Consider the following 26,243-nt stretch of genomic DNA (forward strand, 5'->3'; position numbering starts at 1 on the left):
CTGGTACCGCGTCGGACAGGGAAGCGTTCGAGACGAGGCGACGACGATGCGGCTGCGCGCACTGCTGGACACCGATGCCCTCGGCCTGCGGCTGCTCGGCGGCGAGGAGGAGCTGGACCGCACCGTCCGTGGCGTGATGACCACCGACCTGAAGGACCCCAGCCGCTACCTCTCCGGCGGTGAGCTGGTGCTGACCGGACTGGCGTGGCGCCGCGGACCGGACGACTCCGAGCGCTTCGTGCGGATCCTCGCCACGGCCGGGGTCGCCGGTCTCGCCGCCGGGGAGGCCGAGCTGGGCTCCGTCCCGGACGACCTGGTGCTGGCGTGCGCCCGGCACCGGCTGCCGCTGTTCGCGGTCGACGAGGACGTCGCCTTCGCCTCCATCACCGAGCACGTGGTGCGCCAGGTGTCCACCGAGCGCGCCGGGGACCTGGCCGCCGTGGTGGAACGGCACCGCCGGCTGATGACCTCCGGGCCCGAGGGCGGTGGTCCCGACGCCGTGCTGGACCTGCTCGGCAGCGACCTCGACCTGCGTGCCTGGGTGCTGTCCACGACCGGCCGCCGGATCGCCGGCTCCGACCACCCGCTGACCGCCGGCGTACGGGCCGAGCTCGCCGGGGAGCACCTGGCCGCCGCCCGCACCGGCCGCCGCCGGCCGCACCACGCCTACGCCGCCGGCCGCCACTACTCGCTCTTCCCCATCCGCAGCGGCGACCCGGTCGGCGACATCCGCGGCACCATGCTGTCCGACTGGTTCCTCGCCGTCGACGCCGACGCGGGCGACTGGCCGGCCGAACGCCTGGACCTGCTGGACGGCGTCACCCAGCTCATCGCCGTCGAGCGCGACCGGCGGGACGCCGCGCGCACCGTGCGCCGCCGGCTCGCCGCCGAGGTGCTGGACCTCGTGCAGACCGGCGCGCCACCGGGCGAGATCGCCGCGCGGCTGCGCGTGGCCGCGCCCGTGCTGGTGCCGGGGCTCGGCGCCGCGCCGCACTGGCAGGTCGTCGTCGCCCGCGTCGACTGGGCGGGCGGCGGGCCCACCGCGGGGCCGATCGCCCAGGCCCTGCTGGAGGAGGCCCTGGTGGACCCGCGCGCGGTGGGCCCCGACCCGGCCGACCGCATCGCCGTCGCCCACGCGGGCGAGGAGGCGATGGCCCTCGTCCCCCTGGCGTCGCTCGAGTCCGACGGCGCCGCCCCCGAGCTGTCCGCCCAGGGCCTGCTCTCCGCGCTCCGCGGCCCCCTCACCCGGGGCCTGGACGGCGACGGACGGCTCACCATCGGCGTCAGCGCCACCGTCCACACCGCCGACGGGCTGCGCGGCGCCCTGGAGGAGGCCCGCCACGCCCGCCGCGTGGCCGCCGCCCGCCCGGGCCGGGTCTGCGTCGCCGGCCACGAGGAGCTCGCCTCCCACGTCCTGCTGCTGCCCTTCGTCCCCGACGACGTCCGCCGCGCCTTCACCGCCAGGCTCCTCGACCCGCTGCGCGCCTACGACCGACGGCACCGCGCGGAGCTCATCCCCACGCTCGAGGCCTTCCTCGACTGCGACGGCTCCTGGACGCGCTGCGCGAACCGGCTGCATCTGCACGTCAACACTCTGCGCTACCGGATCGGCAGGATCGAGCAACTCACGGGCCGCGACCTGTCGCGCCTGGAGGACAAGGTGGACTTCTTCCTGGCCCTGCGGATGAGCTGACGCCGCCGCCGGCCGGCGGGCCCCGCACCCGCAGTGGTGTCGCAGCGGAGAATGCCGGCGCCCTGCCGAGCGATCTCAACGAGGCCGCCGGCGGGCGCTCGACGGGCCGGCTCAGGCTGAACCAGCCTGCGCGGGCGCCGCAGGCTGCGACCGTCAAGACGGCTGTCCGCGATCCGGAACCGGCCCGGCCCTACCGCCTGAGGCCGCTTCGGGTTTCGAGCGGAGGATCTCGCGGGCCTGCTCCGCGGCGCGGTGGATGCTCTCGCTGATGAAGTCGCTGAAGCGGGCGATGTTCTCCAGGCGGGCGGCGGCCGGGGTGCCGCGGCCGAGGATGCCGACGCCCTGCCGTGCGATCTCGGCGACCTGGGCGGTGCCGCGGGCGCCGGCGATCGTCGACTGGTACCAGACATCGTCGTCGACGAAGTAGCGCTCGCGGCGGCGTTCGTCGCGTTCCCGGCGGACGAGGCCCTGGCTTTCGAGGAACGCGACAGCCTTGGAGACGGACGCCGGGCTGACCTGGAGGCGCTGGACGAGTTGGGACGCGGTGAGGCTGCCCGCGTCGGCAGTGAAGAGGCTCGTCAGCACCCGGGCCGTCATCTTGGGCAGACCTTGTTGCATGAGGAGGGTGGTGAACGTCTCCTCGTACTCGGTCACGGCCCCGGCGTCCCGTCCGTGGCCCTGTGCGGGCGCTCCCGGCCCCGGGGAGGGGGCGGGCCTGCGCCGGTGGGCGCGGCGTTCGGTGGCGCGGTGGGCCAGGTCTGCGCGGTACGCGGTGGGACCGCCGTTGCGCATCACCTCCCGCGTGATCGTCGAGGTCGGACGGTCCAGGCGCCGGGCGATCTCGGCGTAGGGGAGGCTGTCGGCCAGCCCCAGCGCGATCTGCTGGCGCTCCAGCAGGGTGAGCCTGCCTCCCGGCATCGCGGTCTCCTCGGGTTGTTCCTCGTGGCGGTCACCGATCCCCCACCATAGCGTTCACTCCCATCCATTGCAACGATCCGACACAGTCGTCGTTGCGTTGAGCTCACTCCATTGCAACACTTTTGGACATTTGACCTGCATAAACTCCAATTCTATGCAACGAGCGCGTTGCCTTGAGGACGGAAAGCAACGTAGCGTTTTCAATGTCAGAAACAACGACCGAGCACGGGAGAGCACGATGCAGAAGTTCGACACCCCCGCCCTGATCTCCGCCGTCGTGGACATCCCCGCCGGACGCATCCAGTTCATCGCCGCGGACCGAGCCGACACCACCGTCGAGGTCCTGCCGGCCGACCCCGCCAAGAGCCGCGACATCAAGACCGCCGAGCAGACCACCGTCACCTACGCCGACGGCGTCCTGCGGATCACCGCCCCGACCCCCGACAACCGGCTCTTCGGCCCGTCCGGATCCCTGGAGGTCACCGTCCAACTGCCCGCCGGCTCACGCGTCGAGGCCAAGGCCGCCAGCGCCGAGTTCCGCTCCGTCGGACGCCTCGGCGACATCGCCTTCAACGGCGCGTACCGCCAGATCAAGATCGACGAGGCCGCGAGCGTCCGCCTCACCGCGATCGACGGCGATGTCGAGGTCGGCCGGCTGAACGGGCCCGCGGAGATCGACACCGCACGGGGCGACATCCGGATCGGCGAGGCCCTGCGCGGCACCGTCGTACTGCGCACCCAGACCGGCGACATCGCGATCGCGGCCGCCACCGGCGTCTCAGCCGCCCTCGACGCCGGCACCGGCTACGGCCGCGTCAGCAACACCCTCAAGAACGACGGCACCGCCGACCTCGACATCCGCGCCACCACCTCCCGCGGCGACATCACCGCCCGCAGCCTCTGAGCCGAGCGGAACCAGCATCATCCGGCCGGGTCCACCCCGACAGAGATCCTGTCGGTCCTCGCAAAGGACCCGGCTGTTCGCCCGCAAGCGGCCTTGCGGGCGACCGAGGCACGGACAAGCCGCACAACACACCCGACACGACCAGGGGGATCACATGACGAAGTGCAGCACGTCCTCGACCAGTGCTCAGTGGAGCGGCATGGTGCCGGTGGACGACACGGCCCTGGCGGTCACCGACACCGGAGGCCCCGGGATCCCGGTGGTCTACCTCAACGGCCAGTTCGCCACCCAGGGGTACTGGCGGCGGGTCATCGCCGAACTGGGCACGAACTGGCGTCACATCACCTACGACGAGCGGGCCCGCGGCAGGAAATCGAAGCGTTCGGCGGACTACTCCTTCGAAGCAGCCGTCCGGGACGTCGACGCCGTCCTGGCGGCCCGGGAGGTGGACCGGGCGCTGGTGGTGGGCTGGTCCTACGGGGCGTTCGTCGCGGCTCACTGGGCCGGCCGCAACCCGGGCCGTGCCATCGGCGCGGTCCTGGTCGACGGTGCGCAACCGTACAACTGGCTGGATGCGGCCATGGAGCAGCGGATCCGGAAGACCTTCCGCCGGATGAGCTGGTTCCTGCCGCTGCTGCGCCCGACGGGCCTGACCCCGCGGATGAATGCCGAACAGATGGCGAACAGCAACATCGAGCTCGGCAGGCTCGCCCGCGTGGACGAGCTGGGACCCGTGTTGGACAACATCACCGTCCCGGCGCGGTATGTGGTCGCCTCGGGGACGTCCCTCGGAAGCAAGGGTGACGAGCAGGAGCGGATCCGCGCCGGCCTCGACGGGGTGGTCGCCCGCAACGCGAACATCGAGATCAGCGCGAAGGTCGCCAGCAATCACGACGCGATCCTCAAGAGGGACTTCCCGGCCGTCGCCGAGGCCGTACGCGAGGTCGCCGCCCTCGACCGCGGAGGGCGCTGACGACACGGCCGGCCGGCGGACGACGACTACACGTCCTCGCCGCCATCGTCATCACCGGTCGCGTCAAGGGCCGCAACCAGCCGTTGCCCGAGGGCTGGTTGTACTCTTCCGCGCACCGGTGCGCCCCGATGGCGGTGCAGATCCGGGCCAACGCCGGCGGTCCATCGCCCTTCCTCCAAGGGAGGTTGGGCGCGGGCCACGGCGGTGCGGCCGGGACGGGGCACACCGCCCGGGCCGTTGACCGCGCGCGCCCCGGCAGCGTCGGGGCCATCGGCGTCCGCCCCCGGGGCCCGGGCGCATCACCTCCTCGCGCGCCGGCGGTCGAGCTCGCCCCGGGGACAGCTGGTGGGCGCGGGCGCCGATCGGCGCGTCCGCGACGCGGTCGCGAGCGGCAGGGGCGTCGCCTCACGGCGCGCCCGCAGCGCGCACTGACTCCCGCTCGAGCCGACGAGGCGGTCCGGGTCCGCCACGCCGACGCGGGGCGGCGAGCGCGGGGCGGCGGGGAGTCGGCGTCCGGGCGGCCGGGAAATCGATCACGCGCCGTCCGCCCTCTTGGCGTGGCACCCGGTGTCGTGCTGGACTTCCGCCCAACCGGCTCGATGACGCGCTTCGGGGAGGGCAAGTGGCGGACACCGCCATGTCGGACGCAGAGGTGGGACCGAGGGCGCCGGGTGGCGGTACGCCGCCCGACGTGTCGCGGCTGCGGGGCCGCGGGTGCTGGACGGAGGCCGCGCTGCTGCTCACGCCCCATGCGGAGCGGTTGCCGGCGGCGGCGACCGAGCGCGCGGCGCTGCTGATCGAGCGCTGCATGTTCACCCTGGACGGCTGGGCGGAGGCGGAGGACGCCCTGCGCGCCGCGGAGGCCCTGGCCCGTACGGACGACGAGCGCGGTGAGGCCGCCTGCGAACGCGGCAACCTGGCGTACCTGGCGACGCTCTTCGGGATCCGCGACCGGGCCGACGAGGCGCGGGCCGCCCTGATGCGCAGTGCCGCGCTGCTGGCACCCGGTGCGGCGGGACGGCCGCTGCTGGACTTCCGGCGCGGGCTGGTCGCCGAGAACCTGGGCGGCGACCCGGACTCGGCCAAAGCCGCGTACCGCCGGGCCCACGCGGGGGCGGTGGCCCACGACGACGTGCTGCTGACCTCGTACACCTGGCGGCACCTGGCCGGGCTGGCGGCCCGCGACGGTGACCTCGCCGAGGCGCGCCACGGCTTCGCCGAGTCGCTGCGGATCCGTGTGGCGCTCGGCTACGCCGTCGGGGTCGCGCCGGCCCTGACCGCGCTGGCCGGGGTGGAGCCGGATGCCGAGGCGGGGCGGCTGCGCGCCGAGGCGGGGCGGCTGTTCCGAGTGCTGGGCGGGGTGCCCGTGTGGCTGGCCGAGGAGCTGGAGGCGGAGGCCGGCTGAGCGTCACGCCCCGGAGCAGTGCTCGCGCAGCAGTGACTCCACGGTGGCCAGGTCGCCGGAGACCAGCGCCTCCAGCAGCGCCGCGTGCTGCGTGGCATCGGCGATCAGGCGGGCGCTGATGCCGCGCACGGAGGCGGCCCCGGGACGGGCGTGACCGTGGTCCTCGGTGACCGGCCACTGCGACCTGCGGTGCAACTCGTCGGCGACGGCGACGAGCTGCCGGTTGCCGGAGAGCTCCAGCAGGGCGCGGTGGAAGGCGCGGTCTGCCTCGGCGTAGGCGGCGCGGTCGCCCAGGGCCGCGGCGGCCACCGCGGCCTCGGCGAGCGGTCGCAGCTGCTCCCAGCGGGACGGGGGCAGGGTACGGGCCAGCCGCAGCACGACGGGGACCTCCAGGAGCGCGCGCACCTCGGCGAGCTCGGCGAGGTCCCGGCTGGTGCGCTCGGCGACCCGGAAGCCCTTGTTCGGCATGGCCTCCACCGCGCCCTCGCGGGCCAGCAGCTGCATCGCCTCGCGCACCGGGGTGGCGGAGACGCCGAAGCGTTCGGCGAGCACGGGAGCGGAGTACACGGCCCCCGGGCGCAGCTCGCCGGTGAGCAGGGCGCCGCGCAGGGCGCCCAGGACCTGGTCCCGCACGGTGTGCCGCTCGGGCAGCCGGCGCGGGCGGGGGAGCCCTTCGGCACGGTCCGGAGCGGGCTCGCCGCCGGCCTCGGCGTACGGGTGGGCACCCCGGACCCGTTCGTCGTGGCCGGGGGGCAGCCCGGGGGCCGCCGCGGGCGCCGCGGGGCGCCGCTGGGCGCGGGGGGCGTACTCCACAGGGGCTCCTTCGGGCAGTCGTGTGCGCTGGCGCACTCCCGCGGGGAATGTGCGCCGCGTTCTATTGCAACACGCTCCGCGACGGGCTTCGAGCCCCTGTGAGCCGGCTCTCCCCGGCAAGATCGTCCGAGGTGTGCCGCATCTCCTGTGGATCTCCACCCGCGGCATCCGATCAGCCGTCAGGCCACAGGCCGCAACTCGATCAACTGAACCAGTCCCGCTCCCCAGTTCGAGCATTTTGATGCTCTCGTCCCTCGCCGCCCCTCCGTTGGCGTTCTCTTGCCCTGAAACCGCCTCGCACGCCCGGGGCGTTCGCCAGGATGGCGCGCGGACGCCGTCTCGCGGCCCGAGCGCGACGGTACTGCGACGCAAGGAATCGCACGATGAGACTTACGGACATAACGCCGGACTGGGCGCTCGCGTGCGCCGTCGGTCTGGCGGTCCTCGCCGCCGCGGCGGTGTTCCTGCGCAACCGCAAGGCCCGCAAGGAAGGGGCGGGCCAGGCCGATTCCTGGGAGCGAGCGGAGGAGCGGCGCCGCAAGAAGGAAGCCGTGTACGGCACGGCCTCCTACGTCCTGCTCTTCGGGTGCGCCTCCGTCGCCGCGGCCCTGTCCTTCCACGGCCTGGTCGGTTTCGGCCGGCAGAACCTCGGCCTCTCCGGTGGCTGGGAGTACCTGGTGCCCTTCGGGCTCGACGGCGCGGCCATGTTCTGCTCGGTGCTCGCCGTGCGCGAGGCGAGCCACGGTGACGCGGCGCTGGGCTCGCGGCTGCTGGTGTGGCTGTTCGCGGGCGCGGCGGCCTGGTTCAACTGGGTGCACGCGCCCCGCGGCGGCGGTCACGCCGGCGCCCCGGAGTTCTTCGCGGGCATGTCGCTCTCCGCGGCCGTGCTCTTCGACCGCGCCCTGAAGCAGACGCGCCGGGCCGCCCTGCGAGAGCAGGGGCTGATCCCGCGGCCGCTGCCGCAGATCCGCATGGTCCGCTGGCTGCGCGCGCCCCGCGAGACGTACGGCGCCTGGTCGCTGATGCTGCTCGAGGGCGTCCGCACCCTGGACGAGGCCGTCGAGGAGGTCCGCGAGGAGCGCACCCGCAACGAGCAGGAGGCCATGCGCCGCCGCGAGCACGCGCGCCTGGAACGGGCCCGCATCAAGGCGATCAACCGGCAGCACCGGATCTGGAACCGCGGCGGCAGCAAGTACGAACTGCCCTCCTCGGCCGCGGCGGGCGCCCAGGCCGGCGCGGAGCCTGCCATAGAACCGGAGAAGGCCGAACTGCCCCCGCGTGCACGGCCCGCCCTGGCGCCCGTGCGTGAGGAGACGACACGTACGACGATCGACCTCACCGCCGAGGACGACACCATGGCGCTCCCCAGGCTGGACTCGCTGGAGCGCAAGCTGGCCGATCTGGAACGCCAGTACGGCTGATCCCGCAATGCATGACGCCTTATCAGTTCGTCGCCGTGACCCGGGCTTCCGGCCGGGGCGGCGGCGCCATCCGGGGGCGGGCGGGCGTGGGCTGCCGGTCAGCGGACCGCGGCGTCGAGTTCGAACCAGACGATCTTGCCGGTGCCGTCACCGTCGGGGCGGACTCCCCAGGCGTCGGCGAGCGAGTGGACGAGCAGCAGTCCGCGGCCGGAGGTACGGCGGTCGGAGGGGGCACGCAGTCGCGGGGGACGGGTCGTGAAGTCGCGGACCTCGACGCGCAGCCGGTCGGCGGCCCCGGGCAGCAGCGTCACGGTGAGGACGGCGCCGCGGCCGGTGTGGCGGAGTGCGTTGGTGACGAGTTCGGTGGTGAGGAGTTCGGCGGTGTCGGCGAGGTCGGGCACGCCCCAGCTCCGTAACGCCTCGCGCAGCAGCCTGCGGACGTCGGCGACGGCCGGCAGATCGGCGTGATGGAGGGGCCGGTGCAGCCGGCGCGCCTCGACGGGCCCCCCGGCCTCCGTGCCACCCGGCTGGACAGGCTGACGTTCCATCGGCTTCGCTCCGGCCGCTGACGCCCTTTCGGGTTCGAATCTACGCGCAATGCATGCCCCGCCGTGGCCACGTCCAGTCATGGAGCGGGGACGGAGCGCTCCTGTATCCATTGCATGCATTGCATGCAATGGATACGATGACGGGGTGCAACAGACGGACGCCGCGCGCACGCGGCTGCGAGAACTGATCCTGGACGGGGTGTACGCGCCCGGCCAGCGCCTGACCGAGCTCGAGGCCGCGGCGGCGCTGGCGATGAGCCGTACGCCGGTGCGGGAGGCGTTCCAGGCGCTGGTCGCCGACGGGCTGGTGCGCTCGGCGGGACGCGGGGTCAGCGTGGTCGAACTGGAGCCGGAGGCGCTGCGGCACGCATACCAGGTGCGGGCGGTGCTGGAGGGCCTGACGGCGGAGCTCGCGGCCGAGCGGCAGCGGCGCGGGGAGATAGCGCCCGCCGAACTGACCGCGCTGGAGCGGCTCGCGGCGGACGCGGAGGGGGCCACGGCCGCGGGGCTGCTGGTCGAGGCCGCCCGGCACAACCGGCGCTTCCACGCCCGGATCGCCGCCCTGTCGGCGAACCCGGTGGCCGCCGCGTCCCTGGAGCGGCTGTGGGACCAGATCCAGGTCTCCACGCGGCGGTCGCTGACCGCGCCGGAGCGCCCCGACCAGGTCGCGGCGCAGCACCGCCGGCTGCTCGCCGCGATCGCCGCGGGCCGCGCCGGGGAGGCCCACGCGGCCGCCCGTGAACACGTCATGGACACCTGTGCCGCCCACGAGCGGGACGGGACGGAGGAGGAGCGTTAGCCGTGCCGGACATCAGCAAGCGCCACACCTACACCACCGAGGTCGTCTGGACCGGAAACCGGGGCACGGGCACCAGCACACCGCGGGTACGGCCGGGAGCACGAGATCGGCGCGCCCGGTCTGCCCGTGCCGCCGATACCCGGCAGCTCGGACCCCGCCTTCCGTGGCGACCCCGCCCGCTGGAACCCCGAACAGCTGCTGCTCGCCGCGCTGTCGCAGTGCCACATGCTGTCCTATCTGCACGTGTGCACCGTCGCCGAGGTGGTGGTCACCTCCTACACCGACCGGGCGGAGGGCACGATGGAGGAGACCGCCGACGGCGGCGGCCACTTCACGCGGGCCCTGTTGCGGCCCCGGGTGGAGGTGGCCTCCGCCGCCATGCTGGACGCCGCCGTCAAGCTGCACGCCGACGCCCACCGGTTGTGCTTCATCGCCAACTCCGTCGGCTTCCCCGTGCACCACGAGGCGGAGGTCACCGTCGCGGCGGGCGGCTAGCCTCCTTCGGCCCCGGCCCGGCCGCGGCCCCGGATCAGCGCAGTCCGCGCAGGACGTTGCCCTCGGTGGTGAGGTAGTTGGAGCGGTAGTCGAAGCGGCGCGCCCGGGCGAACAGCAGGTGGTAGTACTTGGCGTTCTCGCTGAACCAGTAGGCCGGGGTCAGGTCGCCGAGCTTCATGGGACGAGCGGTCACGTCGCGCACCACGGTGTACCCGCCGGCCACCTTGCAGTACTGCTTCTGCCGCCGGAACATCTCGGCTGCCCGCTGCCGGTAGAGGTCCTTTCCCGTGGCGAGCCACAGGAAGAGACAGGAGTCCACATACTCCGGGCGCAGCGGGTAGGAGGCGTCCAGGGCGCGCAGTCCGTGGTAGTCGAGGCTCTCGGGCGGCAGGCGGAAGGCGCCCAGGGCGGCGGCCCAGCTGTCGTGGTAGGCCTCGCCCTCGGCGACACGGCCGCTCTGTGCGAGCAGTCCGGCGTAGAAGGCGGTCAGTTCGGACTGCGCGTGCCCGGTGGTGGCGCCCGTGCGCATGTCGGCCTGGCGGAACCAGAGCCGTCCGGAGCGGCGCTCGGTCAGGTGCCGGAGGACGGCTGCGGTGAGCGTGGTGTACCAGGTGCGCAGCTCCTCGTCCCGGTACAGCTCCCAGCCGTCCCAGAGGTACTCGTAGAAGGAGTCGACGGGCGGGTCGAGGGTGGCGGTGGTGCCGGTCCAGGCGCCGGTCTCGACGTTCATGCCGGTGCCGAGCAGGTTCAGCCGCGAGCGCCGGTCGTAGACGGCGCGCAGGGCCTTCTTCGCGGCGTCGTAGTACTTCCGGTCGCCGGTGAGCCGGGACAGCTCGCCGAACTCGGTGATGCAGGTGCCGATCTCGGCGAGGTAGTTCTCCTTGCCGGAGACCGCGCCGGTGGCCAGGTTCACGTAACGGTAGGGGGCCCCGGTGGGCGACCGGGTGAAGGCGGGCAGCAGCCGGTCCGCCAGTTCGCGGGCGCGGTCGAGCAGGACCGGGTCCTTGGTGGCCAGGTGCCCCGAGAGCAGCCCCCCGACCAGGCGGATGATGGTCTCGAAGACCTGCACGGGGGCGTCCTGGGCGAGCACGAGGTCGTCGCGCACCCACTGGACCCCGGCGTCCAGCTCCTCGTCCAGCTCCATCAGGTAGAGGGTGTCCAGCGCCTCGATGATCGTCAGGCCCAGGGTGCTGCCCGGGATGAAGAAGTCCGAGCCGGCACCGGCGACCGGCCGCAACTCGTCGCGTCCCCAGGCGAGTCTGCGGTAGGCGTCCCACGCGCTGCGGAACTCGGTGACGGACTCGCGGGCGAGGGCCGCGTACGGGTCGCTGGCGGCCGCCGCCGGCCCGGGCAGGGACACCGAGGGGACGGCGGCGAGCGGGGCGAGCCGGGCGGCGACACCGAGCAATCTGCGCCGGGAGGGACCGCCGGGACGCGCGATTTTTCTCATGCCCCGAAAACCCTGTCCGCCTTCCGGGCGTTACGGGACATCACCGCATTGACGGGGAATCCATCCGGTGAGCCGACCCGAGGAGCTGAGATGCACGACGACCGTCTGCTGGTCGAGGGCCGTCTGACCAGAGCCATGAATCAGTTCGTCCGGCCCGCCCGCTACGCCGGCCGGGTGCCACTGGGCATGTCCGTGTGGCATGTGGAGGACCGGCGAGGTGAGCCGTTGCCGGTGGGCGAGGCACTGAAGGCCTGGTCGAACGGGTCGTTCGAACCGTTCACCGTGGGCACGTCCTGGGGGCCGCCGTGGTCGACCAGCTGGTTCCGGCTGGAGGGCACGGTTCCGTCGGCCTGGGCCGGCCGCCGGGTCGAGGCCGTGATCGACCCGGGGTTCGGCAACGACGGCCCGGGCTTCGTGGCCGAGGGGATGGTGTACGACGCCGAGGGCGTGCCGATCAAGGGCATCAACCCGCTCAACCGCCACGTCCCGGTGGCCGCTCCCGCCGCCGGGGGCGAACGGGTGGGGCTGTTGCTGGAGGCCGCGGCCAACCCCGCCGTGCTGCGCGACTGGCGGCCGAACCCGCTGGGCGACGTCCTGACCGCCGGGCCGGAGCCGCTCTATCGCTTCGACACCGCCGAACTGGCCGTCTCGGCAACGGCCTGCTGCGGGTCGCGGTCGACGCGGACGGGCTGCTGGCCTCCGTCCGCGACCTGGCCGCCGGCCGGGAGGTGCTGGCGCCGGGGGCGCGCGGCAACCTGCTGCAGCTGCACCCCGACCACCCCACCAAGTGGGACGCCTGGGACATCGACCGCCACTACCGCCGCAGGCACACCGACCTGACGTCGGCGCAGTCCCTCGAGCTCGTCGAGGAGGGGCCCCTGCGGGCTGTCGTCCGGGTGGTACGGGTCTTCGGCGGCAGCCGGATCGTCCAGGAGCTGCGGCTGACCGCCGGCAGCCGCCGGCTGGAGGTGCTCACGGAGATCGACTGGCACGAGTCGGAGAAGGTGCTGAAGGCCTCTTTCCCGCTGGACGTGCTCGCCGAGCGCTCCGCCGCCGAGATCCAGTTCGGGCATGTGCACCGCCCCACCCACACCAACACCGGCTGGGACGCGGCCCGGTTCGAGGTCTGCGCCCACCGCTGGCTGCACGTCGGCGAGCCCGGCTACGGGGTCGCGCTGCTCAACGACTCCACCTACGGCCACGACGCGGGCCGCTCGGGCACCGACACCACCGTCCGGCTCACCCTGCTGCGCGCCCCACACAGCCCCGACCCGCACACCGACCAGGGCACGCACCGCTTCACCTACGCCCTGCTGCCCGGCGCGACGGTGGGCGACGCGGTCGCGGCCGGACTCGCGCTCAACCTGCCCTTGCGGCAGGCCGGTTCACTGCCACCGGTGCGGCCGCTGCTGCGGGTCGGTCATCCCGGCATCACCGTGGAGTCGGCAAAGCTCGCCGACGACCGCTCCGGCGACGTGGTGGTGCGCGTGTACGAGTCGCGGGGCGACCGCGCCTCGGGCGCGCTCACCACGGGCTTCCCGCTCACCGGCGCCCGGATCACAGACCTGCTGGAGCGGCCGCTGGAGGACGCCGAACGCGACGGCGACACGGTGGCCGTCGTGCTGCGCCCGTTCCAGATCCTGACGCTGCGGCTGACTCCAGGGCCGCGTCAGGCGTCCCAGACGGCGACCGCCGTACGGTCGTCGGCGTAGCCCTTGACCCGGGTCTGGGTATCGCCGAGGAAGGCCGGCAGGCCCGGGGGCTCGGCGGCACCCCAACGCTGCGTCAGGCGGGCGACGAGGGCGGGCTCGCCGCGCAGCGGCGCGGCCAGACCACCGCTGCACAGCAGCAGGGTGTCGCCGGAGCGGGCCACGGAGGCGCGGAAGCGGAAGTGTATGGCCGGGCTGTCCTCGGTCTCCGCGCGCTCGTCGGGCCGCCAGGGGTCCAGGTCCTGCCACTCGCCGCCGCGGATGCGGTAGAGCCCGCCGTCGCCGACGCCGAAGAAGAGCCGGATGCGGCAGTCGGGGCCGGCGGGCAGCAGCAGGCAGCGGAGGGTGGCGCTGTACTCGGCCGGGTCCAGGCCCAGGTCCTCGCCGCGGGCGCGAAGCCGTCCGTAAGCGCGGTCGGTGAGCCGGTGCAGCCCGGACTTCAGGGAGCCCCGGCGGGAGGCACGGATGTCCTCGCTGAGCCGGGCCTGGCTGCGGCCCACCGCCGCCGCGATCCAGGTGCAGGCGTCACGGGCGGCGCGGTGGGCGGTGTCCGAGGTGCGCGGGCCGCTGGCGACGGCGATGAACAGCAGGGCGTCGTCGCCGCTGCCGAACCGCGCGGTCAGCACGGCGTCGCGGCGCGGCTCGCCCCGGTAGCGGGCGGAGTCACCGCGCACCGAGGCCGTACGGACCGTCAGCAGGCCGTAGTGGGCGCCGTCGAGCTCGGAGTCCGGGACGAGGCCGTCGAGGTCGTCCGGGTCGGCCGCCGGCCAGGCGGTCGGCTCGGGGTCGTACGTGGGCGGGCCGTCGCCGACGTACGGCGCCTCGGCGAGGGTCGGCTCCGGCAGGCCGGCCGGGGGCGCGGGCGCCGCGGTGGCCGATGGCGCCGCGGACCGCGCCGGATCCGGGGCGGGGTCCGCGGGGGCCCAGCCCGGTGGCAGTCCGGGCGGCGGCGAGGCCGGTTCGGGCGCCGCCGGGGTCTGGGGCGGGCCCTGGTACTGCCAGGGGCGCGGGGCGGTGGCCGGGGGCGGGGCGGGACGGCGCAGCCGCAGGGTGTCGGGCGGGCCGCTGTCGTCCGCGGACGTGTCGCCGCCGCCCGCGGCATCGCCGCCCGGGGCCGCGGGCGGTCCGGTGCCGGCCTGCCGGGTGTCACCGGGCGCGGCCGGGGCCGTGTCCTGCCGGCCGGCCTGCCGCGACACCGCGCCGCCGTCGTCCGCCTCCTCGCCGAGCGCGGAGAGCGCCGAGCTGTAGCGGTCGTCGAGCGTGTCGCCGGCCTCCCGGCCGCCGGGGTCGGACTGCCCGTACAACTGCCGCCACCACTCGTCCTCTTGGCGGCGGTCCGTCTCCCCCTGCTGACTCATGCCCCTATTGTCCACCGGCGGGCGCACGGCGAAACAGGGTTCGGGCACGCGAATGGTCCGACGGGCGGCCGGCCCCCTCCTCGGGCCGCACGTCGGACGATCCAGTAGGGACACCTTGCCAGGACAGGGGTTCGAGCAGGGATGATGGCGGGCGGCGGGATTACGCCATGGCTCATTTCCGCCATGTCCGCGTGTTGCGTTCTCGGGATCGGAAGGGGTGCCCGTGCTCGGTGCCATAGGGCTGGACGATGCCCAGGAGGCGGCGTACCGCGTCCTCGTGGGGCTGGGAGCCGCCGAGGTCGTCGACCTCTCGCACCGGCTCGGCATGCCCGAGGATCAGGCCGCCAGGGTACTTCGGCTGCTGGAGCGGCAGGGGCTGGTCGCGCGGTCCTCCGCCCGGCCCGGCCGCTGGGTGGCCGCCCCGCCCACGGTGGCGCTGGGCGCCCTGCTCACCGAGCGGCGGCACCAGCTGGAACAGGCCGAACTGACGGCCGCCGTGCTGGCGCAGGAGTACCGGGGCGAGGCGGCGGAAGCGTCGGCGCACGACCTGGTGGAGGTCGTGACCGGGGCGAGCGCCGTGGCGCACCGCTTCAACCAGCTCCAGCTGGCCGCGGAGAAGGAGGTCTGTGCCCTCGTGACGGGCACCCCGATGGTGGTGTCGGGGATGGAGAACACCGCCGAGAAGCGCGCCGCCGAACGCGGGGTGACCTACCGCGTGGTCATCGAGCGCGAGGTCATCAGCGGACCCGACGGCATCACCGGACTCACGGCGGCGCTCGGCCGTGAGGAACAGGTGCGGGTGGTGGACCGGGTCCCGACCAAGCTGGTGCTGGCCGACCGCTCGCTGGCGATGGTGCCCATGGCCCGGGACGCGGGCGGCCCCGCCGCGCTGGTCGTCCACGGCAGCGGGCTGCTGGACTCGCTGATGGCACTGTTCGAGAGCGTCTGGCGCGAGGCCCTGCCGATCCGCCTGGACACCGGGGGCACCCTGCGGGAGGAGCCACCCGATGCTCCCGACGCCGTCGACCTGCAGATCCTGTCACTGCTGCTGGCCGGGCTCACCGACGCCAGCGTCGCCAAGCAGCTGGAGCTGGGACTGCGGACGGTGCAGCGCCGGGTGAAGCGGCTGATGGAGCTCGCCGAGGTGACCACCCGGCTGCAACTGGGCTGGCACGCCCACGAGCGGGGCTGGGTGGAGCGCGCCCCCGCCTGAGGCGCGCGGCCTTGGGGCGCCGCCGGCGAGACCGGAAAACCGAGGGACGCCGGGCCCGGCTTCGGGCACGCTGGGCCCATGGGGACCGGACAGCTGTGCCTGATCGGTGCCGTCATGCTGTCCGGACTGCTGGGCGTACTGGTGCCGGGCGCGCCGGGCCCGCTGATGTGCTGGGCCGCGGTCCTGTGGTGGGCGACCCATCTGCACACCTCGTTGTCCTGGGGCGTCCTGGCGGCGGCCACCGCCGTGCTGCTGCTCAACCAGGCCGTCCAACTGCTGCTGCCCACCCGGTCGGTGCGGGACGCAGGGGTGCCCCGGCGGGCCTTCCTCGTCGCCGGACTGTGCGCCGTCGCCGGCTTCTTCCTGCTGCCGGTCGTGGGTGCGCCGGCCGGTTTCGCCCTCTCCCTCTACGGCGGCGAGCGGATGCGGCTCGGCAGCCACGGCGCTGCCTGGTCCTCCACCCGTACGGCCATGCGGGCCGCCGGAACGGCGCTGCTGGCCGAGCTCTTCGCCTGCCTACTGGTCGCCGGGGCGTGGCTGGGGGCCGTCCTCACCTCGTAGGCCCGGCGGGCCGCCGCGTCGCCGTCCTCCGGCGGAATTGTCAGAGCTCCGTAACAGCCGGATCCCCGGCGCCCCGGCCCCCGTCCTCCCCTGTGCACGTACGGACTTGGAACACGGGGATCGGGGCGGACATGGGGTGGAGCGGGATGCGGGGGACGAACGGCCGCGTGCTGGCGGCGGCACTGGGCCTGGCGGGGGTGGCCGCGCTGGCGTCGGTGTGGACCGCCCAGGCCGGCACCGCCGGCGGGCGGCAGGCGGCGGAACACCCGGTGAAGCCCTCCGCGTCCGCCAAGCCCCGTCCCATACCCGGGCAGACCTCCGTGCCGGACGCCGGACTGCCCGCCCCCGTGGTGAACATGGACATCGCGCACGCCTCCGACAAGGGGCCCCGTGGCGTCAACATCACCATCGACGACGGCCCCGACCCGCGATGGACCCCGCGGATCCTCCAGGTGCTGGAGGACAACGGCGTGAAGGCGACCTTCTGCATGGTCGGCACGCAGGCCCAGGCCCACCCCGGCCTGGTGAAGGCGGTGGTGGCCGCCGGGCACCGGCTGTGCGACCACTCCGTCACGCACGACACGACGATGGCCGGCAAGCCGCGGGAGTACCAGGCGAAGGAGGTCCTGGACGCCGCACGCATGATCACCGAGGCTTCGGGCGGCGTCCGGCCGATGTACTACCGCGCTCCGGGCGGCGCCTTCACCCCGTACAGCCGCCAGCTGGCGGCCTCCCGCGGCATGCGCCCGCTGGGCTGGAACGTGGACTCCGAGGACTTCAAACAGCCGGGGACCGCCGCGCTGGTCGCCACCGTCAAGAACGAGATCCCCAACGGGCCGACGGTGCTGTTCCACGACGCGGGCGGGAACCGCGGGCAGACCGTCGAGGCGCTGCGGCAGATCCTGCCCTGGCTGAAGCAGCAGGGCTACGCCTTCGGCTTCCCGGTGCGCTGACCGCCCGGCGGGCGCCGGAAAGAACGGAGAGCGCTCTCAGAACCGACTCCGAGCTGCGGGGAGAGCGCTCTCTTCGCGCTTCCCGGAGGGACTACGCTGTTCCCGTCCCGAGAGGAGCACCCCTTGTCCGACCAGATCTCCGGAGCGCGCCCGACGCTCGAAGCCGTCGCCGAACGGGCCGGGGTGTCCCGGGCCACCGTCTCCCGGGTCGTGAACGGCGGGACGGGGGTGCGCGAGGCACTGGTGGAGAGGGTCCGCAAGGCCGTCGAGGAGCTGGGCTACGTGCCCAACCAGGCGGCCCGCTCGCTGGTCACCCGGCGCACCGGGGCGGTCGCCGTCATCGTCGCGGAGCCCGAGACCCGGGTCTTCGCGGACCCCTTCTTCGCGCAGCAGCTGCTGGGCATCAGCCGTGAGCTGGCGGTCCACGACTCGCAGCTGGTCCTGCTGCTGGTCGAGGGCACGGCCGACTACGACCGCGTCGGCCGCTACCTGGCCGGCGGCCACGTGGACGGCGCCCTGGTCTTCTCGCTGCACGCCGAGGACCCGCTGCCCGGCATCATCCGCCGGATCGCGCTGCCCACCGTCTTCGGCGGGCGCCCCGGGTGGCCGGGCGCCGAGGGGGACCGCAGCCTGCTGTACGTGGACTCGGACAACCGCGGCGGCGCCCGCGAGGCGGTACGCCACCTGGTCTCGCTGGGACGGCAACGGATCGCGACCGTCACCGGGCCCCTCGACCAGACCGCGTCGGTGGACCGGCTCGACGGTTACCACGACATCCTGATGGACGCCGACCCGCGGCTGGTCGTCGAGGGCGACTTCTCCGAGGCGGGCGGGGCGCGTGCCGCGGCGGTGCTGCTGGACCGGGCGCCCGACGTCGACGCCGTCTTCGTCGCCTCGGACCTGATGGCCTGCGGTGCGCTGCGGGTGCTGCGCGAGCGGGGCAGGCGGGTGCCGGAGGACGTCGCGGTCGTCGGCTTCGACGACATGGCCTCGGTGGCGGAGCAGGCCGATCCCCCACTGACGACGATCCGTCAGGAGATCGAGGAAATGGGCCGGTTGATGGTCAGACTGCTCGTCCGGGGCCTGGAGCGGCGGGTGGCGGAGGACAGCGGCGGCCGTCCGCTGTCCTCGCTCGTCACCCCGACCCGGCTGGTGCGGCGCGCCAGCGCCTGACCGTCCGGGGGCTCAGAGCGTGCCGTGCTCCTTGACCACACGGCGGGCCTGGGCGAAGAGCATGCCCACGTTGACCGAGCGGCGGCAGACGACGACGGCGACGACGTCCTCGTTCTGGTTGTTGCGCAGGAACAGGTGGGTCAGGTTGTCGCTGTTGACGAGGATCTCCTGGAAGTAGTGCGCGTCGCTGGTGACCCCGCGGCGCTCCTTGAAGACGTCCTCGATCATCACCACCGTGCGCCCCTGGAAGAGGTCGAGGGTCGCCGCGGCAAGCAGGTCCAGGACCTCCGGGGGATGGCTGTCGACGGTGTCGACGGACAGCAGCATGCCGGTCGACATGTCGACCACTCCGGCGGCGAGGCAGTCGGGGACCTCCTGGCGCAGGTTCTTCACCAGGCCCATGACCTGGTCGGACAGGTTGCCGTGCGGGCGTTTTCCGGTGGTGCTCACAGCACTCCTTCTGCGGACTGGGCGGGGACTTCGGTCGTCATCCGAGGACTCCTTCGGGATCGGGCGCGGGGTCGGGCGTGAGCAGGATCGCGCCGATGCGCTCGACGGCGGACCTGGCCTCCAGGTGGAGCTGGGGGACGTTCATGCCCTCGTCGCCCACGACGACGAGGAGCGCGGTCTCACCGACCGCGTACACGGCGGTGTACCCGCCGCTGCTGCACGTCACGGTCCTGCGGAGCGGGCCGCGCAGGGCCGCCGCGGCGATCCGCCGGGCGAGCCCGAGGCCGGCGGCGGCCAGCGCGGCGAGCCCGTCGGGGTCGATGGCGTCCTCGGTGTCGGCGGCGATCAGCAGACCGTCGACGGCCGCCACGGCCGCGTCGGTGACGCCGACCACCTTGTCCCGCAGAGCGCGCATCTCGGCGACCAGGGCGTCATGATTCATGCACGTGCACCTCCTTGAATTCCCTTCGGTCTGTTCCGTCGGTCCCCGGGGAATTCGGTCACGGGGAATCGGTCCGGCTCCGTCCGCGGGGCCGCAGAAATCCCTTCCAGCCGGATTGCGGGCGACCGGCGTCGAGCGCCTCGCGAATACCGCTGGCGCCCGGTTCACGGCGGGGCAGCCCTTCGGCGGCCGGGGCCTCGAAAGCGACGCCCCCCGGCTCCCACTCCGGTACGGACGGATACCGGGACACGGCCGGGGCGCCCTCCGGGGGAGCGAGGCGAGGGTGCGGCGCGGCGGGCCCCGCCGGCCCTGCCGGGACCGTGGCGAACGGGTCAGGGGGCGGCGGCGCCGAGGGCGGGGCAGGCGGCGGCAGTGGTTGGGGCACCGGGGCCGGGACGGCCTCGACGAGGCCCTCGGCGCACATCCGGGCGACCTCCACGGTGATCGTGTAGACCCCGCGGCCGATGAGGAAGGCGATGTCCCGGGGACTGCGCCGTCCGTTGGCGCAGCCGAGGATCTCGCGGCGCACCGGGGTCAGCGGTTCGTCCGCCCACGCGGGCGGCCCCACGGCGGTGACCCGATCGCGGTCGGGGGCGACCGGGCACGGCAGCGCGGCCAGTGCGGCGAGCCGGCGACCCGCCTCCACCAGCAGTTCCTCCGGCTCGGCCCCGGGGGCCAGGCCCGGCGGCAGGGCGGCCGGCGGCGCCCCCGTGGTGTCCGGGTCGAAGTCGCAGCTGTCCAGGCGTCCGGCCAGCACGGCGAAGACCGCGTCCTGGACGGCCATCGTGTGCAGCACCTGGAACTCGGCCGTGCCGAGCCGTCCGCCGGCGGCGGCGATCGCGGCGCCCGGCCACAGCCTCGTCCCGGCGGCGTCATGAGCGGCGTTCCACTCGTCGGCGTCGATGCGCCCGGAGCGCACGAGCAGGGTACCCACCCCCGGCGCCCCGGGGCTCTCCACGGCCACGACCGCGCCGTCGAGCAGGTGGAAGGCCCCACCGGGGCTGCCCTGGACGCGCAGCACCCCGGTGGCCCGTTGGTCGCGGCACCTGGACAGCGCACGGCCGAGCAGACCGTGAGCGGCATTCCGGGCGGGCACAAAACCGGATGGTGCCGAGGTCATCGCTCCCCTTGCTGCGGTTATTCGGGCATACGGGCGGGCGGGCTCGCGGGCATACGGACGGGAGGCACGGAAAAGCCGTACTCATGCACGAACCATCACGCCGACGGGTAATTTCTAGCAGCCCTGCGACACGCCCTTCCGGCCATCACACGACATGGCCGAGGACGAATACTTGAGCCCTGCGAATGCCAATTCCACGCCCCGCCACGACCGTTTCCGCGCGATCGGGCGAAGGTGTCCGGAGAGCCTCGCGGAGGGTCATGACAGCGGCGGGCCATGCCGTCAAGGCGTGGAGTCGCATGGCACCGCGCAGGACCCGAGGCCGCCCCACCGGCCGTTATGCATTCGACTCTTGACGAATCACCGGCTGCGACGGCACTCTCCTGGGCATCGCTTGAGAGCGCTCTCAAGAGCAGCAACCGAGGGTCCTCTCACCCGTCCCGAAGCCATGGGAGGCTTCCATGCCCATCGCCCGAGCCGCCAGACGCGCCACCCTCAGACTCGGGGCGGTCGCGCTCGCCGGGGCGCTCCTCGCCGCCTGCGGATCCGGCTCGACCGGAACGTCCGCGGACAAGGACGGCAAGGTCACGATCACCATCGACCTGTTCGGCACCTTCGGCTACAAGGAAGCCGGCCTGTACGACGAGTACGAGAAGCTCCACCCGGGCGTCACCATCAAGCAGAGCAGCACCGAGAACGAGGCCGACTACTGGAAGGCCCTGCAGACCCGGCTCGCCGGTGGTGGCGGCCTCGCCGACGTCCAGGGCATCGAGGTGGGCCGCATCGCGTCGGTCACCCAGCAGCAGGCCGACAAGTTCGAGGACCTGGGCGCCCTGGGGGCCAAGGACCTCAAGGAGGACTTCTCCGCCGCCAAGTGGGCCGCCGCCACCACCTCCGACGGCCGCATCCTCGGCCTGGGCACCGACGTCGGCCCCGAGGCGATCTGCTACCGCACCGACCTGTTCGAACGGGCCGGCCTGCCCACCGACCGCGCCGAGCTGGCGCAGAAGTGGTCCACGTGGGACGGCTACCTGGAGCTCGGCAAGCAGTACAAGGCGAAGGCCGGGGCCAAGAGCGCCTGGGTCGACAGCGTCGGCAGCCTCTACTCCGTCATCGTCGGCCAGGAGAAGGCGCGTTACTACGACGCCTCCGGCAAGCTGATCTACGACGACAACGCCGCGGTCAAGTCGGCCTGGGACCTGTCCGTGAAGGCCGCCCAGGACGGGCTGAGCGCCAAACTCGCCCAGTGGACCCCCGCCTGGAACCAGGCGTTCAGCAGCGGCTCCTTCGCCACCATCGGCTGCCCGGCCTGGATGCTGGGCTACATCAAGGGCCAGGCCGGTGAAGCCGGCAAGGGCAAGTGGGACGTCGCCCCGCTCCCCGGCGGCGCCGCGGGCAACTGGGGCGGGTCCTACCTGGCCGTCCCCAAGGGCTCGGCGCACGCCAAGGAGGCCTTCGCACTGGTCAAGTGGCTGACAGCCGCGCGGCAGCAGGCCAAGCTCTTCAAGAAGCAGGGCAGCTTCCCCTCCAACGTCGGGGCGATCGAGTCCGTCAAGGAGGTCACCGACCCGTACTTCAGCGACGCGCCCATCGGGCAGATCTTCGGCGCCGCCGCCGAGGCCTCACCGGTGCAGGTGCTCGGCGTGCACGACGGTGACGTCAACCAGCAGATCACCAACGCGCTCGGCGAGGTCGAGCGCAAGGGCACGGACTCCGCGACGGCGTGGAGCCACGCCAGGAAGGGCGTCGAGAACGCCGTCGGCTGACGGCCCCCGCCCCGCCGGCGCCGGGTGCGCGGAACCGCTCCCCAGGTCCCGCGCGCCCGGCCGCCCCGCCCCGGTACGCCCCCGACCCGAAGGTCCCCCCCATGACCCTGACCGCCACCGCGCCGGTGCCGCCCCCCGGGCCCCCGGCAGCCCAGGCGCGCTCGGCGCCCCCGCGGCGACTGCTCGCCCGGCTGTCGCCGTACGCCTACATCGCGCCGTTCTTCGCGCTGTTCGCCGCGTTCGGCCTGTTCCCGCTGCTCTACACCGCGTATGTCTCCCTCTACCGCGTCGAGCTCCAGACCCCCGGCGAGATGGAATGGCGGGGCCTGGACAACTACACCGCGCTCCTCGGCGACGGCTTCTTCTGGACCGCGCTGCGCAACACCTTCACCATCGGAATCGTCTCCACCGTTCCGCAGCTGCTCATGGCGCTCGGCCTCGCCCACCTGCTCAACTACAAGCTGCGCGGCCGGACCTTCTTCCGTGTCACGATGCTCCTGCCGTACGCCACGTCCGTGGCGGCCGCGACGCTGGTCTTCTCCCAGCTCTTCGGCCGCGATTTCGGCCTGGTCAACTGGCTGCTCGGGCTGGCCGGCATCGGCCCCGTCGACTGGCAGTCCGGGACCGTCGCCTCGCAGATCGCCGTGTCCACGATCGTCACCTGGCGATGGACGGGCTACAACGCGCTGATCTACCTCGCCGGGATGCAGTCCATCCCCGGGGAGCTGTACGAGGCCGCCGAACTCGACGGCGCCTCGCGGTGGCGTCAGTTCCTCCACGTCACGCTGCCCGGCCTGCGGCCCACCATCCTCTTCACGATCGTCGTCTCCACGATCGGCGCCACCCAGCTCTTCGGCGAACCGCTGCTGTTCGAGGGAAGCATCTCGGGCGGCATCTCCCACCAGTACCAGACCCTCGGCCTCTACATGTACGAGCAGGGCTGGGGCTACTTCCACCTGGGCCGCGCCGCCGCCATCGCCTGGGTGATGTTCCTTCTCATCGTCCTGCTCGTGCTGCTCAACACCGCGCTGGCACGGCGCCGCTCACGGAAGGGGACCCGTCGATGAGCGCGCTCCTCACACGGCCGCGGCCCGGCCGCGACGCCGGGACCGCGCACCCCGTCCCCCGCCTGCGCTCGGCCCGGGCCGGCCGGCAGCATCACGGCGGCCGTCTCGCCTACGCCATCCTGATCATCGCGGCGGTGATCTCCGCCTTCCCCTTCTACTGGACGATCGTCGCCGCGACCCGCTCCAACGCGGAGCTGGCCGCGAGCCCTCCGTCACTGCTGCCCGGCGGCAACCTGACGCACAACTTCCGGCAGGTGCTGGAGCAGGCCGACATCGGCAGGGCGCTGCTCAACTCCCTCATCGTGTCGGGGTCGGTGACGGTCGGCACGGTCCTGTGCTCCACGCTCGCCGGGTTCGCCTTCGCGAAACTGCGCTTTCGGGGCCGCAACGCGCTGGTCGCCCTGACGGTCGGGACGATGATGATCCCGCCCCAGCTGGGCGTCATCCCGCTGTTCATGCTCGTCGCGGAGCTGCACTGGGTGAACCAGCTCCAGTCCGTCATCCTCCCCGGGCTCGTCTCGGCGTTCGGGGTCTTCTTCATGCGGCAGTACCTCGCGCAGTCGCTTCCGGACGAGCTGATCGAGGCGGGCCGGGTCGACGGCGCCTCGACGGCGCGGATCTTCTGGAGCATCGTCGTGCCCATCGCCCGGCCGGGGATGGCGGTGCTGGGGATGCTCACGTTCATGGCGTCCTGGAACGACTTCTTCTGGCCGATCATCGCGCTCACGTCGCAGGAGCCCACGGTGCAGGTCGCTCTGCGGCAACTGGGCGGGGGGTATGTGCACGACCAGTCGGTGATCATGGCGGGCACGCTGCTGGGGACGGTGCCGGTGCTGGTGGTGTTCGGGCTGCTGGGGAGGCAGATCGTGGGCGGGATCATGTCCGGGGCGGTGAAGGGGTAGGGGTTGCCCGTTCGCGGTGTGCGGCGCCGTCGTGCTTGCGCCTGCGACGGTGCGGTTCTCCCGCCCGCCCGCCCTCCCCCAGCCTTCGGCCGGGGTGCCCCCACCGACCCCGCCCCTCCGTATCGCCTGCGCCCGACGGCCGGTGGGGGTGCGGGCAGGCAATCCACCGCACGCGTAAGGGCACCCCCAGTGGTAGCCGGGGAAGGCCGGACACAACCCCACAACGCGCCGCACCTGCCCGGCATGGCGGTGGCACGCAGCGGTGGCTGGGTGAGGGACGACCGACCCCCACCTCGTCCGGCCGCCAGTCGCCCACACGACCGGAGGGGGTATGGCGGGGTGCGCCCGTGGGGGCACCTGCCGGCGGTGGCCGGGGGAGACGAGCGGCGGACCCGGTGCCGAACGATCTCCGGGTGAACCGCGAGCGCTGTGAGGATGCCTGCGGCCGAAGGCTCATTCCGGCATGCGCAGGCCCGCACCGACCGCACCGACCGCACCGGGCAATCAGGAGGGGACGGGCGGGCGCCCGCCGCGGGCGCGAACAACCCGCACACAACAACCGGCCGCATACACACAAGGAGCACCACATGACCACGACCGCGCCCCGCACGAGCCACGCGCCGCACGCGACGCTGGCGTTCCCCGGAAAGTTCCGGTGGGGCGCCGCCACCGCGGCCTACCAGATCGAGGGCGCCGCCCGCGAGCACGGCCGCACCCCCTCGATCTGGGACACCTTCAGCCACACGCCCGGCAAGGTGCGCAACGGCGACACCGGGGACATCGCCGCCGACCACTACCACCGCATGCGCGAGGACGTCGCGCTCATGGCCGAGCTGGGCCTCACGGACTACCGCTTCTCCGTGTCGTGGCCGCGCGTGCAGCCCACCGGCCGGGGCCCGGCCGTGCAGAAGGGGCTCGACTTCTACCGCGCCCTGGTCGACGAACTGCTCGACCACCGCATCCGCCCCGTCCTGACCCTGTACCACTGGGACCTCCCGCAGGAGCTGGAGGACGCCGGGGGCTGGCCCGCCCGCGACACCGCGGAGCGCTTCGCCGAGTACGCGGGGCTCGTCGCCAACGCGCTCGGCGACCGGGTGCCGTTGTGGACGACGCTGAACGAGCCGTGGTGCTCGGCGTTCCTGGGCTATGCGCAGGGCGTGCACGCGCCGGGCCGGACGGAGCCGGAGGCGGCGCTGCGGGCGGCGCACCATCTGCTGCTGGGGCACGGCCTCGCGGTCGGTGTACTGCGCGAACGGCTTCCGGTGCCGGCGCAGGTGTCGCTGACGCTGAACCTCGCGGCGGTGCGCCCGCACACCGGGAGCGCCGCCGACGCGGAGGCGGCCCGGCGGGTCGACGCGCTGGCCAACCGGATCTGGCTGGACCCGGTGTACCGCGGCTCCTACCCGGAGGACCTGCGGCGGGACACGGCCGCGCTGACGGACTGGTCGTTCGTGAAGAACGGCGACCTCGCGGTGATCTCCCGTCCGGTGGACGCGCTGGGCCTCAACTACTACGCCCCGGCCGTGGTGGCCGCGGGCACCCACGCGGGGCCGTCGCCGTGGCCTGGGGCCGAGGGGCACGTGCGGTTCGTGCCGGCGCCGGGGCCGCGGACGGCGATGGACTGGCCGGTGGACGCCGACGGCCTGCACGAACTCCTTCTGCGGCTGCGGGACGAGCTGCCGCACACGCCGCTGCTGATCACCGAGAACGGCGCCGCGTACGACGACTACGCCGACCCCGAGGGCGAGGTCCACGACCCGGAGCGGATCGCGTACCTGCGCGCGCACCTGGCCGCGGTGCACCGGGCGATCGCGGACGGCGCCGACGTCCAGGGCTACTTCCTGTGGTCGCTGCTGGACAACTTCGAGTGGGCGTACGGCTACGGCAAGCGGTTCGGCGTGGTGCACGTGGACTTCGCGAGTCAGCGCCGCACGCCGAAGGACAGCGCCCGCTGGTACGCCGGGGTCGTCGCCCGGGGCGGCCTGCCGTCGGCATGAGCCGCGCATGCGGACAACTCGGGCCGATGGCACGTGAGTTGGCCCGCCTCGCGTGTGAGACGGTGCGGCCAAGGGAAGGTCACGTTCGGACATCGAAGGTGAAGGGGCGGTAA

At 73.5% G+C, this 26,243-nt stretch carries 23 protein-coding genes and 1 pseudogene; 16 read left to right on the plus strand and 8 right to left on the minus strand.

Going from position 1 to position 26,243, the window contains the following annotated elements:
- Positions 1–46: 46 nt before the first annotated feature.
- Positions 47–1,693 carry a PucR family transcriptional regulator gene (locus ACRWNP_RS25775; protein ID WP_431965289.1) on the plus strand — a complete coding sequence of 549 codons (1,647 nt, stop codon included), beginning with the start codon at positions 47–49 and terminating at the stop codon, positions 1,691–1,693.
- A 153-nt stretch (positions 1,694–1,846) separates the two neighbouring features.
- Here the strand turns inward: ACRWNP_RS25775 and ACRWNP_RS25780 are convergent, their stop codons facing one another.
- Positions 1,847–2,611: a helix-turn-helix domain-containing protein gene (locus ACRWNP_RS25780; protein WP_431965291.1), complete on the minus strand. Its 765-nt coding sequence runs from the start codon at positions 2,609–2,611 to the stop codon at positions 1,847–1,849.
- Between the two features lie 238 nt (positions 2,612–2,849).
- Between ACRWNP_RS25780 and ACRWNP_RS25785 the strand changes: the two genes are divergently transcribed.
- The 3 genes from ACRWNP_RS25785 (at position 2,850) to ACRWNP_RS25795 (ending at position 5,893) form a co-directional block, all read left to right on the plus strand.
- A complete protein-coding gene (locus ACRWNP_RS25785; protein ID WP_431965293.1) occupies positions 2,850–3,515 on the plus strand; it encodes a DUF4097 family beta strand repeat-containing protein in 666 nt (221 codons plus the stop codon).
- Between the two features lie 154 nt (positions 3,516–3,669).
- Positions 3,670–4,488: an alpha/beta fold hydrolase gene (locus ACRWNP_RS25790; RefSeq protein WP_431965295.1), complete on the plus strand. Its 819-nt coding sequence runs from the start codon at positions 3,670–3,672 to the stop codon at positions 4,486–4,488.
- 637 nt (positions 4,489–5,125) lie between these two features.
- Positions 5,126–5,893 (plus strand): hypothetical protein, encoded by a 768-nt coding sequence (locus ACRWNP_RS25795; protein WP_431965390.1) that lies wholly within the window; start codon positions 5,126–5,128, stop codon positions 5,891–5,893.
- Positions 5,894–5,896: 3 nt separating this feature from the next.
- On the opposite strand, the gene ACRWNP_RS25800 is transcribed toward ACRWNP_RS25795, so the two are convergent.
- Positions 5,897–6,706 (minus strand): GntR family transcriptional regulator, encoded by an 810-nt coding sequence (locus tag ACRWNP_RS25800; protein ID WP_431965297.1) that lies wholly within the window; start codon positions 6,704–6,706, stop codon positions 5,897–5,899.
- A 383-nt stretch (positions 6,707–7,089) separates the two neighbouring features.
- Here ACRWNP_RS25800 and ACRWNP_RS25805 point away from each other — a divergent pair, with 383 nt between their 5' ends.
- Positions 7,090–8,127, plus strand: coding sequence for a DUF2637 domain-containing protein (locus tag ACRWNP_RS25805; protein ID WP_431965299.1), 1,038 nt, complete (start codon positions 7,090–7,092; stop codon positions 8,125–8,127).
- 98 nt (positions 8,128–8,225) lie between these two features.
- On the opposite strand, the gene ACRWNP_RS25810 is transcribed toward ACRWNP_RS25805, so the two are convergent.
- On the minus strand, positions 8,226–8,675 hold the full coding sequence (locus ACRWNP_RS25810) for an ATP-binding protein (RefSeq protein WP_431965301.1): 450 nt from the start codon (positions 8,673–8,675) through the stop codon (positions 8,226–8,228).
- 145 nt (positions 8,676–8,820) lie between these two features.
- Here ACRWNP_RS25810 and ACRWNP_RS25815 point away from each other — a divergent pair, with 145 nt between their 5' ends.
- Together ACRWNP_RS25815 and ACRWNP_RS25820 are read left to right on the plus strand one after the other, a co-directional pair.
- Positions 8,821–9,474, plus strand: a complete 654-nt coding sequence (locus tag ACRWNP_RS25815) for a GntR family transcriptional regulator (protein ID WP_431965303.1) — start codon at positions 8,821–8,823, stop codon at positions 9,472–9,474.
- A 126-nt stretch (positions 9,475–9,600) separates the two neighbouring features.
- Entirely contained in the window at positions 9,601–9,969 is a 369-nt protein-coding gene (locus tag ACRWNP_RS25820) for an OsmC family protein (protein ID WP_431965305.1), read from the plus strand.
- Between the two features lie 34 nt (positions 9,970–10,003).
- On the opposite strand, the gene ACRWNP_RS25825 is transcribed toward ACRWNP_RS25820, so the two are convergent.
- Positions 10,004–11,419, minus strand: coding sequence for a glycoside hydrolase family 47 protein (locus tag ACRWNP_RS25825; protein ID WP_431965307.1), 1,416 nt, complete (start codon positions 11,417–11,419; stop codon positions 10,004–10,006).
- 647 nt (positions 11,420–12,066) lie between these two features.
- On the opposite strand from ACRWNP_RS25825, the pseudogene ACRWNP_RS25830 reads away from it, so the two are divergent.
- Positions 12,067–13,131 (plus strand): annotated as a pseudogene (locus ACRWNP_RS25830) (glycoside hydrolase family 38 C-terminal domain-containing protein); the annotation flags it as partial.
- On the opposite strand, the gene ACRWNP_RS25835 reads toward ACRWNP_RS25830, so the two are convergent.
- Positions 13,089–14,486 (minus strand): protein phosphatase 2C domain-containing protein, encoded by a 1,398-nt coding sequence (locus ACRWNP_RS25835; RefSeq protein ID WP_431965309.1) that lies wholly within the window; start codon positions 14,484–14,486, stop codon positions 13,089–13,091. The pseudogene ACRWNP_RS25830 and the gene ACRWNP_RS25835 overlap by 43 nt on opposite strands.
- A gap of 223 nt (positions 14,487–14,709) precedes the next feature.
- Between ACRWNP_RS25835 and ACRWNP_RS25840 the strand changes: the two genes are divergently transcribed.
- The 4 genes from ACRWNP_RS25840 (at position 14,710) to ACRWNP_RS25855 (ending at position 18,386) form a co-directional block, all read left to right on the plus strand.
- A complete protein-coding gene (locus ACRWNP_RS25840) occupies positions 14,710–15,699 on the plus strand; it encodes a helix-turn-helix domain-containing protein (protein WP_431965311.1) in 990 nt (329 codons plus the stop codon).
- Between the two features lie 78 nt (positions 15,700–15,777).
- Positions 15,778–16,260: a DUF456 domain-containing protein gene (locus ACRWNP_RS25845; RefSeq protein WP_431965313.1), complete on the plus strand. Its 483-nt coding sequence runs from the start codon at positions 15,778–15,780 to the stop codon at positions 16,258–16,260.
- A gap of 131 nt (positions 16,261–16,391) precedes the next feature.
- A complete protein-coding gene (locus tag ACRWNP_RS25850) occupies positions 16,392–17,213 on the plus strand; it encodes a polysaccharide deacetylase family protein (RefSeq protein WP_431965315.1) in 822 nt (273 codons plus the stop codon).
- Positions 17,214–17,336: 123 nt separating this feature from the next.
- Positions 17,337–18,386 carry a LacI family DNA-binding transcriptional regulator gene (locus tag ACRWNP_RS25855; RefSeq protein ID WP_431965317.1) on the plus strand — a complete coding sequence of 350 codons (1,050 nt, stop codon included), beginning with the start codon at positions 17,337–17,339 and terminating at the stop codon, positions 18,384–18,386.
- 12 nt (positions 18,387–18,398) lie between these two features.
- On the opposite strand, the gene ACRWNP_RS25860 is transcribed toward ACRWNP_RS25855, so the two are convergent.
- The 3 genes from ACRWNP_RS25860 to ACRWNP_RS25870 all read right to left on the minus strand — a co-directional run bounded on the left by ACRWNP_RS25860 (position 18,399) and on the right by ACRWNP_RS25870 (position 20,398).
- Positions 18,399–18,788, minus strand: a complete 390-nt coding sequence (locus ACRWNP_RS25860; protein ID WP_431965392.1) for a hypothetical protein — start codon at positions 18,786–18,788, stop codon at positions 18,399–18,401.
- Positions 18,789–18,873: 85 nt separating this feature from the next.
- Positions 18,874–19,278: a roadblock/LC7 domain-containing protein gene (locus ACRWNP_RS25865; RefSeq protein WP_431965319.1), complete on the minus strand. Its 405-nt coding sequence runs from the start codon at positions 19,276–19,278 to the stop codon at positions 18,874–18,876.
- A 58-nt stretch (positions 19,279–19,336) separates the two neighbouring features.
- The gene (locus ACRWNP_RS25870) at positions 19,337–20,398 is read right to left on the minus strand and encodes a MarR family transcriptional regulator (RefSeq protein WP_431965321.1); all 1,062 of its coding nucleotides are present in this window, start codon (positions 20,396–20,398) and stop codon (positions 19,337–19,339) included.
- A 461-nt stretch (positions 20,399–20,859) separates the two neighbouring features.
- Here ACRWNP_RS25870 and ACRWNP_RS25875 point away from each other — a divergent pair, with 461 nt between their 5' ends.
- The 4 genes from ACRWNP_RS25875 (at position 20,860) to ACRWNP_RS25890 (ending at position 26,130) form a co-directional block, all read left to right on the plus strand.
- Entirely contained in the window at positions 20,860–22,164 is a 1,305-nt protein-coding gene (locus ACRWNP_RS25875) for an ABC transporter substrate-binding protein (RefSeq protein ID WP_431965323.1), read from the plus strand.
- Positions 22,165–22,265: 101 nt separating this feature from the next.
- A complete protein-coding gene (locus ACRWNP_RS25880) occupies positions 22,266–23,231 on the plus strand; it encodes a carbohydrate ABC transporter permease (RefSeq protein WP_431965325.1) in 966 nt (321 codons plus the stop codon).
- Positions 23,228–24,133 (plus strand): carbohydrate ABC transporter permease, encoded by a 906-nt coding sequence (locus tag ACRWNP_RS25885; RefSeq protein ID WP_431965327.1) that lies wholly within the window; start codon positions 23,228–23,230, stop codon positions 24,131–24,133. Before ACRWNP_RS25880 ends, ACRWNP_RS25885 begins: the two co-directional genes overlap by 4 nt.
- 587 nt (positions 24,134–24,720) lie before the next feature.
- The gene (locus ACRWNP_RS25890; RefSeq protein WP_431965329.1) at positions 24,721–26,130 is read left to right on the plus strand and encodes a GH1 family beta-glucosidase; all 1,410 of its coding nucleotides are present in this window, start codon (positions 24,721–24,723) and stop codon (positions 26,128–26,130) included.
- The last annotated feature ends 113 nt before the right edge of the window (positions 26,131–26,243 follow it).

It is taken from the genome of Actinacidiphila sp. bgisy160 (assembly GCF_965342435.1).
Classification (GTDB): Bacteria; Actinomycetota; Actinomycetes; order Streptomycetales; family Streptomycetaceae; genus Actinacidiphila.